14 protein-coding genes are annotated in these 14,333 nt (G+C 69.3%); 8 read left to right on the forward strand and 6 right to left on the reverse strand.

Annotated elements, in window-relative coordinates; translation table 11 throughout:
* The first annotated feature begins 95 nt into the window (after positions 1 to 95).
* Positions 96 to 965 (forward strand): amidohydrolase family protein, encoded by an 870-nt coding sequence (locus ON31_RS28030; RefSeq protein WP_039817922.1) that lies wholly within the window; start codon positions 96 to 98, stop codon positions 963 to 965.
* Positions 966 to 987: 22 nt separating this feature from the next.
* On the opposite strand, the gene ON31_RS28035 is transcribed toward ON31_RS28030, so the two are convergent.
* Together ON31_RS28035 and ON31_RS28040 are read right to left on the reverse strand one after the other, a co-directional pair.
* A complete protein-coding gene (locus ON31_RS28035; protein ID WP_039817925.1) occupies positions 988 to 1,470 on the reverse strand; it encodes a DUF456 domain-containing protein in 483 nt (160 codons plus the stop codon).
* Positions 1,471 to 1,539: 69 nt separating this feature from the next.
* On the reverse strand, positions 1,540 to 1,818 hold the full coding sequence (locus ON31_RS28040) for a hypothetical protein (RefSeq protein ID WP_147287011.1): 279 nt from the start codon (positions 1,816 to 1,818) through the stop codon (positions 1,540 to 1,542).
* 173 nt (positions 1,819 to 1,991) lie between these two features.
* Here ON31_RS28040 and ON31_RS28045 point away from each other — a divergent pair, with 173 nt between their 5' ends.
* The 3 genes from ON31_RS28045 to ON31_RS34925 all read left to right on the forward strand — a co-directional run bounded on the left by ON31_RS28045 (position 1,992) and on the right by ON31_RS34925 (position 7,477).
* Positions 1,992 to 3,089, forward strand: a complete 1,098-nt coding sequence (locus tag ON31_RS28045) for a CaiB/BaiF CoA transferase family protein (protein ID WP_029929757.1) — start codon at positions 1,992 to 1,994, stop codon at positions 3,087 to 3,089.
* A gap of 414 nt (positions 3,090 to 3,503) precedes the next feature.
* Positions 3,504 to 6,116, forward strand: a complete 2,613-nt coding sequence (locus ON31_RS28050) for a helix-turn-helix transcriptional regulator (RefSeq protein ID WP_039817929.1) — start codon at positions 3,504 to 3,506, stop codon at positions 6,114 to 6,116.
* Positions 6,117 to 6,436: 320 nt separating this feature from the next.
* Positions 6,437 to 7,477 carry a hypothetical protein gene (locus ON31_RS34925; RefSeq protein WP_147287012.1) on the forward strand — a complete coding sequence of 347 codons (1,041 nt, stop codon included), beginning with the start codon at positions 6,437 to 6,439 and terminating at the stop codon, positions 7,475 to 7,477.
* Between the two features lie 68 nt (positions 7,478 to 7,545).
* Here ON31_RS34925 and ON31_RS28060 read toward each other — a convergent pair whose 3' ends face one another.
* Positions 7,546 to 8,181 (reverse strand): DUF998 domain-containing protein, encoded by a 636-nt coding sequence (locus tag ON31_RS28060; protein ID WP_051037839.1) that lies wholly within the window; start codon positions 8,179 to 8,181, stop codon positions 7,546 to 7,548.
* A 195-nt stretch (positions 8,182 to 8,376) separates the two neighbouring features.
* Here ON31_RS28060 and ON31_RS28065 point away from each other — a divergent pair, with 195 nt between their 5' ends.
* Positions 8,377 to 9,015: a TetR/AcrR family transcriptional regulator gene (locus tag ON31_RS28065; RefSeq protein ID WP_039817930.1), complete on the forward strand. Its 639-nt coding sequence runs from the start codon at positions 8,377 to 8,379 to the stop codon at positions 9,013 to 9,015.
* Between the two features lie 10 nt (positions 9,016 to 9,025).
* Here the strand turns inward: ON31_RS28065 and ON31_RS28070 are convergent, their stop codons facing one another.
* Positions 9,026 to 9,583, reverse strand: a complete 558-nt coding sequence (locus ON31_RS28070; protein WP_039817932.1) for a methylated-DNA--[protein]-cysteine S-methyltransferase — start codon at positions 9,581 to 9,583, stop codon at positions 9,026 to 9,028.
* A 68-nt stretch (positions 9,584 to 9,651) separates the two neighbouring features.
* On the reverse strand, positions 9,652 to 9,870 hold the full coding sequence (locus tag ON31_RS28075; protein WP_039817934.1) for a hypothetical protein: 219 nt from the start codon (positions 9,868 to 9,870) through the stop codon (positions 9,652 to 9,654).
* Positions 9,871 to 9,931: 61 nt separating this feature from the next.
* On the opposite strand from ON31_RS28075, the gene yczR reads away from it, so the two are divergent.
* Positions 9,932 to 11,479: a MocR-like transcription factor YczR gene (gene yczR / locus ON31_RS28080; protein WP_039817936.1), complete on the forward strand. Its 1,548-nt coding sequence runs from the start codon at positions 9,932 to 9,934 to the stop codon at positions 11,477 to 11,479.
* 107 nt (positions 11,480 to 11,586) lie between these two features.
* On the opposite strand, the gene ON31_RS28085 is transcribed toward yczR, so the two are convergent.
* Entirely contained in the window at positions 11,587 to 12,876 is a 1,290-nt protein-coding gene (locus ON31_RS28085; protein ID WP_029929769.1) for an adenylosuccinate synthase, read from the reverse strand.
* A 252-nt stretch (positions 12,877 to 13,128) separates the two neighbouring features.
* Between ON31_RS28085 and ON31_RS28090 the strand changes: the two genes are divergently transcribed.
* Both ON31_RS28090 and ON31_RS28095 read left to right on the forward strand, forming a co-directional pair.
* On the forward strand, positions 13,129 to 13,788 hold the full coding sequence (locus ON31_RS28090) for a hypothetical protein (RefSeq protein ID WP_039817938.1): 660 nt from the start codon (positions 13,129 to 13,131) through the stop codon (positions 13,786 to 13,788).
* A gap of 7 nt (positions 13,789 to 13,795) precedes the next feature.
* Positions 13,796 to 14,333: site-2 protease family protein (locus ON31_RS28095; RefSeq protein WP_039817941.1), on the forward strand; the 538-nt coding region annotated here is incomplete at its 3' end.

The raw sequence follows: 14,333 nt of genomic DNA on the forward strand, positions 1-14,333 counted from the left end.
GAGTGAGCCGGACAAAGTCGCCAACTGACCTGGGCTGATCCACCAGGCGGACAAGGTTTTCCGCACTTGTCACCAATGTGAGGCATGCTGATCACGTGTTCGATGCCCATGTCCACATCATCGATCCGCGGTTCCCGCTGATCGAGAACGAGGGCTACCTGCCCGACCCGTACACCATCGCCGATTACAAGCGGCGGATGTCACGCTTCGACATCGACGGTGGTGCCGTGGTCAGCGGGTCCTTCCAGGGCACGGATGAGACGTTTCTGCGGGCGGCGCTGGCCGAGCTGGGCGACGGCTGGGTCGGCGTCATCAACCTGCACGTGGACGCCACCGACGAGGAGATCATCTCGCTCGACCGGGCCGGGGTGCGGGCGCTGCGGTTCAATCTCAAGCGCGCGGGCGGGGACATCGTCGGGCTGACCATGCTGGCGCTGCGCGCCTACGAACTGGTCGGCTGGCATGTCGAGCTGTACATCGACGGGTCCATGCTGGGATCGCTGGAACCGGTGATCAGCAAGCTGCCGCAGCTGTCCATCGACCACTTGGGCATGTCCGACGACTGCCTGCCCTACCTGCTGAATCTGGTGGACCGCGGGGCCAAGGTGAAGGCGTCCGGCTTCGGCCGGGTGGCGATGGACGTCGGCCGCGCGCTGCGCCGGATCCACGCGGTGAATCCGGAGGCCCTCATGTTCGGCTCCGATCTACCCGGCACCCGCGCGGGGCGGCCCTTCCTCGACACCGATATCACCCTCATCACCGAGGCGGTCGGCACGGACCTGCACCGGGTGCTGGAGGACAATGCCCGCGCCTTCTACCGCCTGCCCGCCAAGGAGCGCGAGCTCGCGGACCCCGCGCCGACGCTGCCGCTGTTCGGCCCGGAGTCGCCGACCCTGCGCCTGAAGCGCTCCGAACTCCCGAAACCCGCTCCGGGAGATACGATTCCACTTCCGATCATCGAGTAGCGGCCAGACGATCGGGTAGCGGCTAGACGACGACGGCGGCGACCACCCATACCCCGGCCGCCAGCAGCGCGCCGAACAGCTCGACGAGGATCGACAGCCCGACCCCCTTCAGGGCGTGCTGCGTCGACACCCACGCCGTGCGCTGCGCCCGCAGCCGCTGTAGCTCCGAAAGATAAACCCCCAGTACGAATCCCAGGAAGAGCCCGATCACCGGCAGCACGAAGAAGCCGATGATGCCGAGCACTGCACCGATGAACAGCGACCGGTTCGGCACGCCCGCGTATTTGAGCTTGCGCCCGGGCCAGGTGTACTTGATCACCCCGCTGATCACGAGAAACGCCGTGCAGACGGCGAATACGACCCAGGCCGCGGTTCCCCCGGTCATGAAGGCCCACACCGCGATCGCGCCGAAGATCAGCAGCACGCCCGGCAGGATCGGCACCACCACGCCGATCAGCCCCACCAGAATCGCGAGGCCGACCAGCACCTCACCCGCTACACCCACGCCAGTTCCTCCCGCCTCGTCGCTGCCAGCATTCTGCCCCGGAGGGAGCGACCCCGCGCGGTGGCCTGCTCACCGCGAGGCGCGTGGCGGATTGCGGCGAGGGCGGGCGACGGTGAGTTCGGTGGGCGAGAAGGCCAGGGTGTCGCTGGATCCCGCGGGCCGCACGTGCAGGAAGTCCGGTTCCCCGGGGTCGGCGACGGCGACCACCTTGCCGGATCGACCCTCCTCGATGCCGACGGCGTCGGCGGTGAACCACACGGTGGGTGAGCGACCCGCGTCCACGGCGGCGGCTAGTTGCCGAATATCGCTGTCGGACAATGAGTTCTTGGCGGATCGGCGAGACGGCATGGTGCGCTCCGGCGGGACGTGCTGAACGGTCGGGCACCGGAGAGCATGCCTGAGAACACCGACATCGCGCACATCGTTACCCGGGAGCACACCCGAAACCCCGTTATTGTCATACTGTCAACACCGGCACGGTGAGCCGGTGCACAGGATTCGACGATGAACCGAGGTAGGGCGTGAGCACTCCATCCACCGCCGCACAGGGCCCGCTCGCGGGCATTCGGGTTGTTGAACTGGCCGGTATCGGCCCCGGTCCGCACGCCGCACTGCTGCTCGCGGACCTCGGCGCGGATGTGGTTCGCGTCCAGCGACCGGGCCAGTTGCCGGGCTTCATGGAGCGACCGCAGTGGCGCGGGCGCACCATTGTCGAGGCCAACCTGAAGGATCCCGCCGATATCGACAAGGTGCTCGGCCTCATCGAGAAGGCCGACGTGCTGATCGAGGGCTTCCGGCCGGGCGTCACCGAGCGCATGGGCCTGGGGCCCGAGGTGGCGCTGGAGCGCAATCCGCGCCTGGTGTACGGTCGCATGACCGGCTGGGGACAGGACGGCCCGCTCGCGGACCGCGCCGGACACGACATCAACTACATCTCGCTGACCGGCGTGCTCAATGCCATCGGCCGCAAGGGTGAGCGCCCGGTGCCGCCGCTCAATATGGTCGGCGACTTCGGCGGCGGCTCCATGTTCCTGGTCTTCGGCGTGCTCGCCGCGCTGGTGGAACGCCAGAGCTCCGGCCGGGGGCAGGTCATCGACTCCGCCATGATCGATGGCGCACTTGCCCTTTCACACATGATCTGGGGTATGCGCGGGGTGGGCCTGTGGTCCGACGAGCGCGGCACCAACCTGCTCGACACCGGTATGGCGTTCTACGACACCTACGAGACCGCCGACGGCAAGTACATGGCGGTCGGCTGCATCGAACCGCAGTTCTACGCGGAATTCCTGAAGGGCCTGGAAATCGACCCGACCGGGCTGCCGCACCAGATCGACCCCACCGCGCAGGACGAACTGCGCAAACTCTTCGCCGAGAAGTTCAAGACCAAGACCCGCGACGAGTGGTGGGCGATCTTCGAGCACACCGACGCCTGCACCACCCCGGTGCTCACCCTCACCGAGGCCACCCAGAACCCGCACATCCAGGCCCGCAGCGGTCTCGTCGAGATCGACGGCGTGGTGCAGCACGCACCCGCCCCGCGCTTCTCCCGCACCCCGGGGGCCATCCCGACACCCCCGCCCACCGAGGGCACCCCGATCGAACAGGTCTGGGCGGACTGAGAGATCGAGCCCACGATCGTTACCACATTCGATCGACTCACGACGTACACTGTGGTCATCACGGAAGTGATGGTTGAAGATGGGGCACCGCGCCAACGATGCCCCACCCGAACGGGTTATCGGGTCCTCTTCAGTCGAACCACGATGTAGATGAGCCCGGCGACCGCAGCAGCTCCGGCAGCAAACCATGCTGCACGGTTCGCCGGCTCAACTTTCCGGTGTTTTCCAACCATCTCCCATTCACCTCCTCTCCCTGACGGTGGCGGTCGAACCGGCCGCCACCGTTCGGGAGCGGAAGCGCCCCAACGATATCGGCCACGGCGATAGCACACGCGCATATTCGCTGGATTGTTCGAATGCCCCGTACAGTTCGTTCGCCCTGCTCACGATGGGTCGGCGCACTACAGTTGTCACATGGCTCGGAATTGGCCGATGGTCGAGCGCGGCGGCGAACTCGAATCCATTCGGGCGGCGTTGACGGGCGACGAGTTCGTCGGGGCCGTCCTGACGGGGGACGCGGGGGTGGGCAAGACCACGCTGGCGCGGCAGGCCGCCGCCGCGGTCGGCGGCAATATCCGATGGGTGGCGGGCACCGAATCGGCGCGCAGCATTCCGCTGGGCGTCTTCGCCCACATGGTCGGCGTGTACACCGCGCACGATCCGGTGACGTTCATGGCGGCCGCGCGGGAGGCCCTGCTCGCGGACGGCCACACCATCATCGGCGTCGACGACGCGCATCTGCTGGACCAGCTCTCCGCCACCCTGCTGCTGCAACTGGCCATCGACAAGGCCGCCCATATCGTTGCCACCGTGCGCAGCGGGGTGCCGGTGCCGGACGCGGTGACCTCGCTGTGGAAGGACGGGCATCTGCTGCGCGTGGATCTGCGGCCGTTCACCCAGCGGCAGAGCGTGGCACTGGTGGAATCCATGCTGGGCGGACAGCTGGAGGGGTTCACCGCCAACCTGATGTGGGAATCCTCCGGGGGCAACGCGCTTTTCCTACGCCATCTGGTGGAGGGCGCGCTGGAGGCGGGCACGCTGCGGCAGGTGAACGGGGTGTGGCAGCTGCGCGGACGAGCGGCGGTCACTTCGGAACTGGCTGCGCTGCTGGAGGATCGGGTGGAGCAGCTGCCCGATGACGTGCTGAAGGTGCTGGAGCTGCTCACCTTCTGCGAACCCATCGACCTGGACGTACTGGCCGAGCTCGCGGGCGAGGAGGCCGTGGAGGCCGCCGAATCACGCGGTGTCATCCGGATTGTCGAGAACACTCACCAGCTGCTGGTGCGCTACAACCATCCGTTGTTCGGCGAGGTGATCCGGCGGCGGCTGGGCATCGCGTCGGCGCGGCGGCTGCGGGGACGGCTGTACTCGTCGTTGAAGGAGCGGCCGGTCAATTCGGCGTCGGATCGTATTCGGCTGGCCGAATTGGCTTTGGACAGTGACAAATCCGCGGATCTGGAGCTGTTCGAGGCAGCAGCCGCCGATGCCATCGGATTGGCGAACATCCCACTGGGGGAACGGTTCGCGCGGGCCGCCGTGGAGCGGCGCGGCGGTGTGGAGGCCGCGGATCTACTGGCCCGGGCGCTGCTGTGGCAGGGCCATCGCATCGAGGCCGAACGCACCCTCGCCAGCTTCGATCCAGACCAGCTGAACGAGGTGCAACTGGCCCGCTGGGGCAGCACCCGGGTGTCGAATCTGCTGTGGGCCATGGGCGATGCCGACCGTGCCGACGAGGTGCTGGGTCTGGTGCGCGGTCGGGTGCGGCATCCCAAGATCGTCGCCACCCTGGACGGACTGGCGTCGGCCTGCGCGGTCAACGAGAACAAGCTCGATGAGGCGTTCGCACTCGCCGAACCCGTGATGACCAACGCCGACGCGCCGCCCTGGGCGGTGTGGTGGGCGGCCTTCGGCGGCGGGCTCGCCCTGGCGCTCATGGGGCGCGGCGAGGCGGCGCGCGAATACGCCACGCGCGGACACGAAGTCGAACAGCACATCGACGGGCTGAACCGCTTCATGTCCACCCACGCGGAGGTGCTGGCCCTCACCTTCACCGGCGACCTCGACGCCGCCCGCCGTTGCGCCGGAGGCTATTTCGGCTACTCGTCGCCGGGCCAGTACCTGGCGTGGGGCATGTCGAAGATCCTGCAGGGCACCGTCGACGTGGCGCAGGGGCATTTCCCGGACGCCGTCGACAATCTCGAACAGGCCCTCGCCGCCCTGGCCATGGAGGGCGCGGCGGCGTGGATGTTCCCCGCGAGACTGCGCCTGGCCGAAGCCTATTCGGCGCTGGGCCGGGCGGCCGATGCCGCCGAGAGCATCGAGGCCGCGGTGGCCCGGGGCGGGCGGCACAGCGCCGTCTACGAACCACAGCTGGCGCTGGCCCGCTCCTGGCAGGCCGCCGCCGAGGGCACGGTCAGCCCCGCCGTCCGGCACGCCCTCACGGCCGCCGACGCCGCCGCGCGCTCGCACCAGCACGCCATCGAGGCCATGGCGCTGCACACCGCCGCCCGGTTCGGCGACCAGTCGGTGGCGGGGCGGCTCGCGGACCTGGCCGCCCGGGTGGATGGGCGGCTGGTACAGGCGCAGGCCCGGCACGCCGTCGCGGTCGCCGCCCATGACGGCGACGGATTGGATGCCGCCGCAGCGGAATTCGAATCCATGGGGGTGCTGCTGTCCGCCGCCGACGCCGCCGCGCAGGCGGCCTCGGCACATGAGCGGGCCGGGGACCGCAGGCGACTGCTGGAATCCGCCGCCACCGCCAACCGGCTCGCGGCGGCCTGCGGCGGGGCCGGCACGCCCGCGCTACGGCAGTCGGCACAGCCGCTGCCGCTGACCGCGCGGGAGCGGGAGATCGCCAATCTGGTCGCGGCGGGGCTGTCGAATCGGCAGATCGCGGACCGCTTGACGGTTTCGGTGCGAACGGTGGAGGGGCATCTGTACCGCGCCTGCATCAAGCTCGATGTCACCGATCGCGAGGCACTGGCGGAGTTGATGCTTGGGTCATCTCCCGGCAAATTCGAGAGCTGACCGGCGCGGCAAGGTAATTCACTCTTCGACCAGCTGTTTTTCGGTTCCACACCGGCGAAGTCGCACCCCTGTGCGACATCTCACACCGAGTTGCTATGCACAGCTTTCATTCAGCTAACATCCCCGCTCAGGTGACCTGCCAGGTTCCCGCCCGATATCCGCTCCCGAAAGGGGTGCGGGAACCACATTGCCCGTGCCCCCGGAGTTCTCCGCTCCGAATGCACGATCAACAGGAAACGAGAACGCTCGCCACGCACGCGGCCGCCACCGGTTCCTGATCGCAACAGAATCAAGACCCTGATGAAGGTGGTGTGTTCGACGTGGCTCGTCGGCATGGACAACTGAAGACCGGCGCGCGCCGCCGCGCACTCGTGGTGGGCGCGATCCCGCTGGCCCTGGCCGTCGGCTGCGCTACCACCGACCAGAATGCCGCGTCCCCGAACACACCGGCCGCCGCCGGTGCGCAGGACGCCACGCCAGCGAACCCCCAGGACGGAACCCCCGGGGGACCGCAGACGGCGCGGACCCCCACCGCGAACCCGCCGAGCGCCGACTCCGGCCGCTCCTCCGGCGACGCCGCGCCGCAGCCCGGCCTCGCTGGTGGCGACACCCCACGCGCCGCCACCAGTCCGGTCCAGCCCGGCGTCACCGCTCCCGCGACCGACCGCCCGGTCGGCCACACCCCGGGGCCGATCCAGCCGGGTGTCACCACCCCGCCGACGCCCGCACCCGCGCCGAACTACCTCGTGCCCCCGAACTACCGCCCCATCCCGGCACCCGAGGCCGCACCCGCCATCGACCTGGGCACCCTGCACGCCCCGGTGCCCGTGGAACCGGTGGCCCCCATCGCCCCGCCCCCGCGCACCCTGCGCGTCGGCGCGTTCACCACGCCGGTCCCCGACGACGTCCCCGATGCGGTGCTGAACCCGGTCAACGGCGGCGCGGCCGCCGTCGAGGCGGGCATCGCCACCGGCCTGAACTCCGTGGGCATCCACGCCAGCCGCTCGGACAAGATCGCCGCCGGAACCATCGCGGGCACCGTCATCGGAGCCACGGCGGGCGCGCTGGCGGCGGGCATCCCGGCCGCCGCGGTCGGCTTGGTGCCCGGCGCGGTCATCGGCACCGGCATTGGCGCGGCCACCGGAGCCGTTATCGGCGGGATCGCGGCTGGCATTCCCACCAGCGGCGCGGCCTCGCTGCCGGGTGCCGGAGCGGGCGCGCTGATCGGTGCCGGTGTCGGCGCGGCGGCCGGTGCCGCCGTCGGCGCTGCGGCCCTCGGCATTCCGGCCGCGGTCGTCGGCGGTGTCGCCGGCGGTGCCCTCGGTTTCGGCATCGGCAGCGCCTACGGCGCGGTCGTCTGATTCGCCAGCTCCACGAAAAGGCGTCCGCACCATTGACTTTGGTGCGGACGCCTTTCCGTTCGCTCACCTCACGCGAACTGCGGCTCCCGTGTGACACCCGCCGCCCGGTTGGCGGGCAGGAGGCTGGCGGCCAGCAGGGAGATCCAGCCCCAGGCCAGGAAGGAGACGGCGGCGAAGACCATGCTCACCTGGGCGGGCAGGGCGGCGGGCAGGATCATGAACGCCGCGGTGATGGCAATGGTGACGGCCGCCATGGCCTTCCGGTCGGCGCGGAGGTAGCGCCGGGTGAGGATGACATTCACGGCCACCAGGGCGAACCCGGAGATGGTGGCAGCGGCCCCGTGCGCCATGCCGTGCCAGGTGAGGGTGTCGGGCTCGCCCACGGGGTAGCCCTTGACCGGGTCGCAGACGAAGACACCGGCGGCGATCAGGCCAGCGCCGAAGACGGCGACGAGGCGCGGAATCCAGATGTGGCCGATGCCGTCGGCGAGGGCACGGCGCAGACCGAGTGCGCCGAGTACGAAGAGCACACCGGTGCCGACGAAGTTGGCGATCTGCAACCAGCCGAGCTCACCGAGGGCGAGCTGGCTGATCATGTGCCGACTCAGGTCGAAGCCGTCGCGGATGAACGCCTGCGCCAGGGCGATCGCGAAGAACACGGGGGTGGCGAGAGCGCCTGCGGTGAGCAGCTTTTCGGTCTTCATCAGGTCTTTCCTCGGTAGTTCGGTCTGCGGTGGTGCCGTCGGGGGGCCAGACGCTCCGGGGAGCGACAACTCATCGGATGACATTCTGGACGCTGTACAGATGGACCGTACACAGATTTCTGGACGCCGTCCAGATATATGCCGGAGAATTCTGGACGACGTCCAGATATGGTGGGGAGAACCGAAGGAGAGCACATGGGTGAGACGGGCGCGAAGCGCACGACCTACCGGCACGGCGCACTGGAGGAGGCGCTACTGGAGGCGGGCGTGGCCATGGCGCGCGAGGGCGGCGGTCCGCAGGCGATCGTGCTGCGGGAGGCAGCCCGCCGAGCGGGCGTCGCGCCGAACGCCGCGTACACGCACTTCGCCAACAAGGACGCCCTGGTACAGGCGGTGGCCCGGGTCGCGCTCGCCGAACTGGCAGCCGCCATGACCGCCGCCCAGGACGCCGTTGCGCCCATGGACGACCCCGCGGCGGCGGCGCGGGCCCGGTTCCACGCGGTCGGTGCGGGATACCTGCGGTTCGCCCGGGAACAGCCGGGACTGTTCCTGACCGCCTTCACCACCCAGCGCGACGTGAGCGCGGTGGCCGAACCGGCGGCGGCCGGACCCACCGGCCGCTCGGCCATCGAGATTCTCGGCGATGCCCTCGACGGCCTGGTCGAGACCGGGCTACTGCCGCCGGAACGCCGCCCGGGTGCCGAGTTCCTGGCCTGGCCGACCGTGCACGGCCTCGCCTATCTCGCCGTGGACGGTCCGTTCCGCTTCCTGGAACCGGAGCAGCTCGACCACCTCTCCGAGCAACTGCTCGACATGATCGACCGGGGGATCTGACACCGCGCGGTCAGAACAAGGTCGGTTCTCCGAAGCCCGGGGTGCGCTCGATCTCCAGCAGCCGCTGTTTGGTGGTGAGTCCGCCGTGGGCGGAGAAACCGTGCAGCGCGTGGTCGGCGGCGAGCACCCGGTGACAGGGGATGATGAGCGGAATCGGGTTGCGGCCCATGGCCTGTCCGACCGCCTGGGAGGCATTGGGCATGCCGACACGGGCCGCCACCTCACCGTAGCTGAGGGTGTGACCGGGGGCGATGGCGCGGGTGACGGTGTAGACGGCGCGGTGGAACTCCGGAATCGTGGTGGTGTCCAACGGAATCCAGCGCAGGTCGTCGAGGTCACCGGCGAGGTGGGCCTGAATGCGGGCGATGGCCTTGCCGATGTCGAAGGTGGGTTCGGCGGGCGCGACCGGCTCGCCGCGATAGGGCCGGGTGATGCGGGCCAGTGTGGCCTCCGCACCGTCCTCGGGAAGTTGGAAGCGCAGCACGCCGACGGCGCTCCAGGCGATGGCGCAGGGGCCTATCGCGGTATCGAAGAGCGCCGCGGCGAGCGGACGTTCCGGGTAGGGCATAGTGCCAGTGTGCACAGGGTGACCGACATATCCGTGTCGACCATCAGAATTTCGAGCATGCCAGTTTTTTAAGACTGGACTGCCGACTCATGACGCGTCCGCGCGGCGTCCAGATCGACGAACTGCCGCTGATCCTCATAGTCACCGGCCGACCAGTCCGCCATCGGGGCATGCGGCCGATACCGCGAGAGCAGGCGATCCCAGCGCTCACCGGGGGCGGGGGCGAAGTGGTAGACGAGCCAGCCGAAGCAGCCGACCACCGCGATCGAGAACAGCAACGAGGTCATGGCCCAAGAATGAAGCCAGTTGCACTTGAATCAAATATCCACTGCCCGGATACTGGCCTGTATGGCGACACGAGTGATCGGCGCGGCCAGCCTGGCGCGAGACCTGGGACGGTGGCGACAGGACGAACCCGGAGGCCGGGGCGCGGAGGGCGACGTCCCGGCCGAAGCCCGGCCCGGCGGCGGCGAGTCCGACACCATCCGCCGCTCCCCCCGGCCCGCGTATCTGGCGCTGGCCGAAGGGATTCGGCTGCTCATCCACGACGGCCGCGCCCCACTCGGCATCGCGCTGCCCAGTGAGCGCGATCTGGCGACCACCCTCGGCGTCAGCCGCACCACCGTCACCTCCGCCTACGCCCTACTGCGCGAGCACGGCTACCTCATCAGCCGCCAGGGATCGCGCAGCACCGTGGCGCTACCGCCGACCGTGGTGCACGACGGCACCAAACCGGCGCGCAGCCTGCTGGCCATGATGGCGCAGCCGGAACTGCCGACCATCGATATGACGTATGCGGCCATGTCCGCGCCGCAGGAGATGAAGGACGCGTATTCCTTTGCCCTGCAAGGGCTGCCCACCTACCTGGGCACACACGGCATGGACCCGGTCGGCATGCTCATGCTGCGCGAAGCCCTCGCCCGCCGCTACACCGAACGCGGGCTGCCCACCGACCCCGAGCAGATCCTGGTCACCCTCGGCGCGCAGCACGGTCTGCGGCTGCTGCTGAACGTGCTGACCACCCCGGCGGAACGGGTGCTCATCGAACACCCCACCTATCCGAACGCCATCGAGGCCATCCGCGATGTGGGGGCGCGTCCGGTGCCCGTGCCGCTGCTGCCCGACGGCTGGGACCTGGACGGAATCCGCAGTGCGGCACGGCAGACCGCCGCCAGCGTGGCGTACCTGGTGCCCGACTTCAACAATCCGACCGGACTGCGGCTGGACGAGGCGGGGCGCGCCGAACTGGCCGCCATCGCCCGCGACACCCGGATGACCGTGATCGTCGACGAATCCATGGTGGATCTGGACCTCACCGGCGGTGCGCAGACGCCGCCCGCGGCCGCCTTCGCGCGCGGCGCGGAGATCGTCACCATCGGCTCGGCGTCGAAATCCTTCTGGGGTGGCCTGCGGGTCGGCTGGGTGCGCGCCAGCCAGTCGCTCATCACCAAGTTGCTGGGCACCCGATCCACCGTCGATCTCGGCACCCCGGTGATGGATCAGCTGGCCACCGTGCACCTGCTCCAGAACGCGGATGCCATTCTCGCGCAACGCCGTGCGCAACTGCACTCCCGCCGCGCGACCCTGCTGGAGGCGCTCACCGAGGAACTCCCCGACTGGCGGCCCACCACCGAGGGCGCGGGCGGCATGTCGCTGTGGGTGCAACTGCCCACCCCGGTCTCCACCGCCCTCGCGGCGACCGCCCCCAACCACGGCGTACTGCTCGCCGCCGGACCGCGTTTCGGCGTCCAGGGCGCGTTCGAACGCTTCCTCCGCCTGCCCTTCACCCAGGAGGAAGCGGACCTGCGGCTGGCCGTGAAATCCATTGCCGCGGCCTACTCCGCATTGACGCCGCACGCCGCCGACCCGCTCGCACCGCTGACCCCGCTCTACTGAACCCGGGCGCACTCGACAGCACCCGTGCACCGCCCGCGCGTAACCGCGATCCGCCCGCCGTGGACGCGGCGGGCAGATCCGTTCGGGAGTCCGGCGAGGTGGCCCGGTCAGCCCAGCACGTCGTGGCGGACGATGGTCTGGTCGCGGCCCGGGCCGACGCCGATGCAGGAGACGCGGGCCCCCGAGAGCTCCTCCAGGCGCAGCACGTACGCCTGGGCGTTGGCCGGTAGCTCCTCGAAGGTGCGGGCTCCCGAGATGTCCTCCCACCAGCCGGGCATCTCCTCGTAGATGGGCTTGGCGTGGTGGAATTCGGTCTGGGTGGTGGGCATCTGCTCGACCCGCTCGCCGTCGATCTCGTAGGCCACGCAGATCGGGATGGTGTCCAGGCTGGAGAGCACGTCGAGTTTGGTGAGGAAGTAGTCGGTGATGCCGTTGACGCGGGTGGCGTAGCGGCCGATCACCGCGTCGAACCAGCCGGTGCGGCGGGCGCGGCCGGTGGTCACACCGACCTCGCCGCCGGTCTTGGCCAGATACGCGCCGGACTCGTCGAACAGCTCGGTCGGGAACGGGCCGGAGCCGACGCGTGTGGTGTACGCCTTGAGGATGCCCAGCACCGCGCCGATCTTGTTCGGGCCGATGCCGGAACCCACCGCCGCGCCGCCGGAGGTCGGGTTGGAGGAGGTGACGTACGGGTAGGTGCCGTGGTCGACATCCAGCAGCGTGCCCTGCGAACCCTCCAGCAGCACGGTCTCGTCGCTCTCCAGCGCCTGGTTGAGCAGCAGCCGGGTATCGGCGATGCGGTGTTTGAAGCCGTCGGCCTGCTCCAGCACCTCGTCCACCACCTGCTGCGGATCCAGCGCGCGGCGGTTGTAGATCTTCACCAGCACCTGGTTCTTGAATTCCAGTGCGGCCTCGACCTTCTGGGTGAGGATCTTCTCGTCCAGCACGTCGGCGACGCGCACGCCCACCCGCGCCACCTTGTCCTGATAGCAGGGGCCGATGCCGCGGCCGGTGGTGCCGATCTTCTTGTTGCCGAGGAAGCGTTCGGTGACCTTATCGATGGCCACGTGGTAGGGCATGATCAGATGCGCGTCGGCCGAGAGCAGCAGGCGGGAGGTGTCCACGCCGCGCTCTTCCAGACCGGCCAGCTCCGCCAGCAGTACACCCGGGTCGACGACCACACCGTTGCCGATGACGTTGGTCACACCCGGGGTGAGAATGCCGGACGGGATCAGATGCAGCGCGAAATTGTCACCATTGGGAAGCACCACGGTGTGACCGGCATTGTTGCCGCCCTGGTAGCGGACAACCCACTGCACCCTGCCGCCGAGCAGATCGGTTGCTTTGCCTTTGCCCTCGTCGCCCCACTGGGCGCCGATCAGCACGATTGCCGGCATCAGGAGTCTCCTACGGGATCGACACGCAGCGTCGGTGACACTGCAGCTACCCGCCGTCACAAGGCGGTGGCCGGACGCACAGTCTAGTGGATACGGGCATACCCCCAGGTTCCCGCCCCGCCCGCCGTGACGAGGAGCGAAGCGGAGGCAACTGAACAGGACTATGGTGGCATCGGTGCGGACCGGCAGGCGCTCGGTCCGAGACGCGGCGAGGCGAGGCGAATTGTCAGGTCCGAGGAGGGTGTACGGCAGTTGAGTACCCATGTTCTCCGCTGCAACGGTGCACCGGTACCGATCGCATTGGCGTCGCTGCCGATGGTGCAGACCGCCGCCATTCCCGATCCCGCCGCCCTGGACGAGATGCTGCCGGTGCTGGCCGCCGACAGCCTGCCCCGCCTGATCGTGCTCGGCGAGGACGCCGGACTGGCCGCCGTGCTCACCCACCTCATGCGCACCGAACGGCTCCATGTGGAGATCGGCTACGTGCCCGTGGACCGCACCTACGGCTCACGCGCCTACCAGACCGGCACCGGCAACGCCGCCGCCAAGAAGGCCCTGGAGGGCTCCGCGCGCGAAACCCCGCTCATCCGCGACGACACCGGCAAGGTGCTCATCGGCCGCGCCAGCATCGTGGGCCCGAGCGGTGAGAAGCTGGAGGGCGAGGCGTACGTGGATGACACCCGCCTGTTCACCGGCAAGGTTGCGGCGCTGCACGTTTCGCCCATGCTGGAGATGCCGGGACTGCACGCCACCGTGCAGCGGGGGCTGCGCAAGCGCAAATGGGTGGCCGGTCGCGCCATGCAGTTGGGCACCCGTGGCGCGCTGGTCGTCCGGGACGGCGTGAGCAGCGACAAGACCGTGCGGCGGTCCACCTTCTACCGGCACCACGAGCCGTGGCTGCTGGTGCGCTAGGAGTGCGATGAACTATCCGCAGTCGGTGGGGCGCAGGTCCGGGTCGGTGCGGCCGAGCCCGGTATTCCTGCTGTTCGTGGGTGTGACCGTGCTGGGCGGGGTGCTGGCCTGGAACGGGGACGCGTCGTCGGTGCAGGCTCGGCTCGGCGTGTTCATCCTGGTGGTGGCGGGCTGGATCGTATCGGTGTGCCTGCACGAGTTCGGCCACGCGTACACCGCGTGGCGGGCGGGCGACCGCGAGGTCGAACTGCGCGGCTACCTCACCCTGAACCCGCTGAAGTACAGCCACCCGCTGCTGTCCATCGTGTTGCCGCTGATCTTCATCGCCATCGGCGGATTCGCGCTGCCCGGCGGTGCGGTGTACGTGCACTCGCACAACTTCAGCCCGCGCACGCAGCGGATTCTCAGTGCTGCCGGTCCGGCGGTGAACCTGGTGTGCGCGGTGGTGCTGCTGCTGGTGATCCGCCTGTTCGGTAGCTCCGACTCGCACGAGGTGTTCTGGTACGGGCTGAGTTTCCTTGCCTTCCTGCAGATCTTCGCGACGG

It is taken from the genome of Nocardia otitidiscaviarum NBRC 14405, assembly GCF_000308635.1.
In the GTDB taxonomy this organism is placed as follows: domain Bacteria; phylum Actinomycetota; class Actinomycetes; order Mycobacteriales; family Mycobacteriaceae; genus Nocardia; species Nocardia otitidiscaviarum.